The 3,404-nt window shown below is 34.7% G+C and carries 2 protein-coding genes; one reads left to right on the top strand and one right to left on the bottom strand.

The window, feature by feature from the left end:
* The first annotated feature begins 652 nt into the window (after positions 1-652).
* Positions 653-1,540 (top strand): alpha/beta fold hydrolase, encoded by an 888-nt coding sequence (locus tag F6K13_RS24635; protein WP_124142698.1) that lies wholly within the window; start codon positions 653-655, stop codon positions 1,538-1,540.
* A gap of 505 nt (positions 1,541-2,045) precedes the next feature.
* On the opposite strand, the gene F6K13_RS24630 is transcribed toward F6K13_RS24635, so the two are convergent.
* Positions 2,046-2,627, bottom strand: coding sequence for a DUF3747 domain-containing protein (locus F6K13_RS24630; protein WP_124142697.1), 582 nt, complete (start codon positions 2,625-2,627; stop codon positions 2,046-2,048).
* Positions 2,628-3,404: the final 777 nt, after the last annotated feature.

The following is a 3,404-nucleotide window of genomic DNA, read 5'->3' as shown; positions in this document are numbered from 1 at the left end:
TATCAATAAAAACCCAGGGTTTAAAGGTCAAAATTTCCCTAAATTATAGTTTGCCGTTAAACCCTGAATAGACAGAAATTTGCCTGAAGTATTCAATCTACTTCAGCAGAAATTATCTATAGCAATATGATTTGAGTTGTGAGATATTGGAGACTTTCAACTTCACAATTAATTAGGATTTTTAGTTAGAGTGAGTATCTTTCTGTTGCTATAGATAAAACGGAGTGATAAAAAGTCAAAATTTACAGAAATTATAGTTAGCAGTTACATCCTTAATAGAAAGAAATTTTCCTGAAGTATTAAATCTACTTCAGCAGGAATTATCTAGTTCCGAACACCAAGAATTTATCAATCAACTTAACGGTTAATTAGGATTTTTATTCGCAAGCTACTTTAGCGATCGCTTATGCAATAATCCTATATCAATTCCCATACATTAATACTTAACTTAGATAACACTTCAGTTATTAAGTAATTTAAAAGAGCAGAATAAATTTTTTTGCTAATTTTAGCCAAGTTAATGTTAATTATTCTGATGTTTACTTCTCCCCCACTCCCCTACTCCCCCACTCCCCTACTAATGAAAATATAGACCTAAATTTTGCCAACATTTCTATTATGATAAATATGTAAGTTTACAAAACTTTATAAAATGAACCCCGTTATAGCAACACCACCAAATCAACTAGACCTGCATACTTGGACTTGGAAAAACCACCAAATCCAATATACAGTCATGGGAACTGGACAACCCCTAGTATTAATTCATGGTTTTGGTGCATCCATAGGTCATTGGCGTAACAATATCCCTACCCTCGCCGCTGGAGGCCATCAAGTATTTGCCCTCGACTTACTAGGATTTGGTGCATCTTCTAAGCCACCTATAGATTACTCATTAGAACTTTGGCAAGAACTACTATACGACTTTTGGAACCAACATATTCAAAAACCCACCGTCTTTATAGGCAACTCCATTGGTGGATTACTTAGCCTAATGATACTAGCAGACTACCCAGAAATTTGTACAGGTGGGATTCTAATTAACTGTGCAGGAGGCTTAAACCATCGACCTCAAGAATTAAATCCTCCCCTAAGATTCATAATGGGAATGTTCAGCAAATTAGTTAATTCCCCAGCTCTAGGACCATTTATTTTCAATCAAGTCCGTAAAAAATATCGTATTCGTGGCACCCTCAAACAAGTTTATAGTAATCAAGATGCCATTACAGATGAGTTAATCGAACTACTTCATCGTCCTTCCTGCGACCCTGGAGCGCAGAAAGTCTTTGCTTCAATTCTCACTGCACCTGCTGGACCCCATCCCTCAGAATTGTTACCAAAAATTCCAGCACCATTGTTAGTAATTTGGGGAGAAAACGATCCTTGGACACCAATTTCTGGTGGTAAAATTTATCAAGACTTAGCAGAGAAAGGTGCATCTATCCAATTTGTTCCCATACCCAACACAGGTCATTGTCCCCACGATGAAAGGCCAACAATAGTTAATTCTTTGATTTTAGATTGGTTATCTCAAAGGTGAAGCTCTTGATAGATAGTGCTTTCAAGATTTGTCAAAAAAAATTACTGAAATATAGTGACAAAACTAGCTTTCTAAGTTAGAATGTCTACCGTGTGAGGAGCGAATCAGCAAGAGCATCGAGACGAAACACGGTCAGTCGTCGATGCTCTTTCTCAAAAACTCTATTTACGTTAAGGCACAACTGTTGTGTCAATTACTTTTTAAGTTCATTTTAAGTGGTGTTGAGGATTATTAAAAGGTAGTCATTTTTAATGGCTACCTTTTTAAATTTATTTGATATATCTAGGACTTGCTGATTAACTCTAAAAGCCTTTATTTGTAAATGCTTTAGCCTTTTTTACGAAAAAAAATGCAAGTTTTTCGCTCCAAAAAGCTAAAAATACTCACATTTTCAGTAAACTCTAGACAGACAAATATCAGACAATTATTCCTTCTGACTTTTGACTTCTGAGTTCTGAGTTCTGAGTCCTACCCTCTACAAAAACATATTTTCAGTAGACCCTATCTAGTTGTTATTATTAGTTTCTAACTCTGTTGGCATCCAGTCATGAGTAACATATATATGACCTAACTCTTTACCCCCATAACTTCTTTTAGCAAACCGCCAACCAGGTTCAAGAATAATTTTAGTAAATCCGTCAGCTAAACCATAAGTTCTGCCGATCAGTAGTCGTGGTGCATTAGAATCATAACGAGAAATACCCATTAGTCGTATATCCCCCCCGCTCATTTGCAAAGAGAGAGCATATTCAAGGGCTAGATCGGTACCTGCCATTCGGATAGAATAACCATTACTGTCGGTTGCACGTCCACAAATACCCGTAAAGTCAAAATTTAGTAATAGAGGATCGACCAAGACCGGGCGATCGCCACTTTCACCCCAACATTGTCTAGCATCGGTTTTTTGTTCTAAAATTAGCAACTGTGGCCCAAAAGCACGAGGAACTGCAATTGCAATGTATCTAGACTGCTCGACTTCTTTTTGGTCAAAGAAATTTGCCCTAACTGGTACTGGACGAAGAGAAAAGAAAGTTAATACTCCTAAAGTTGTCAGTGCAGCTATAGACTGCTTAAAAAAAGTTTTCATGCCTCTTGTTTCACCTGATTTTATATAACTTGAGAATTAGATTTTGGGAAATTTTAGGACTTATTTTCGTACTTCTGTTAGAATTTGTCAAATCCCATATAGCCCAATTCTCTGAGTTAGAGACAATTTTGTATTTTTAATTACTTTCTGATACCAATTTTATGTGAGGCTGCATAGAATTAGTTGTTAGGTGGTAGGCGGTAGGTGTTAGGTATTAGGTATTGGGTGCCGCGGTGGCACATAATTATGAAATTTATTAACAAGTATTTCTTTAATGTACAGGCAACGCCTGATTAAAATATTGTTCTATGCAACTTTATATTAATTTGGTATGAGTATTTTAGAGCTAGATATTAAAATTTGTCTCAATGTCAAGTTATGATTGATTTAACAAATAAAAAATAAGATTATAGTATTGAATTTATAATTTTCGGTGGTTAACCATTAACCCATAAGTTAATCATATTTCCTATACATAAACAAATACTGCAATTAAATTTATTCTTGCTTTTGATTACCTATTTGTTTTCTATATTTTTAGAGTTATTTACGTTCTGAATACTTATATTTATATAGTGTTTTCAAATTAAATGTAAATATAGATTTAGTTTTTTTTAGAAAAAAGTGCTGTTTATAGTACCTAATGCTCTGGTGTTTGCTACTATATTAATGCTGTTTTTCTTCCTTTACTCTTCCCTATTTTCTCCATACATATTCCCTTTTCATAGCACTTGGTTTCCACATCCCAGATAAAAACGCTATAACAAAAATTATATA

Origin of the sequence: Okeania sp. SIO2B9, from assembly GCF_010672505.1 — a bacterium.
Classification (GTDB): Bacteria; Cyanobacteriota; Cyanobacteriia; order Cyanobacteriales; family Microcoleaceae; genus Okeania; species Okeania hirsuta.
This window is presented reverse-complemented; position numbering and strand designations above follow the sequence as displayed.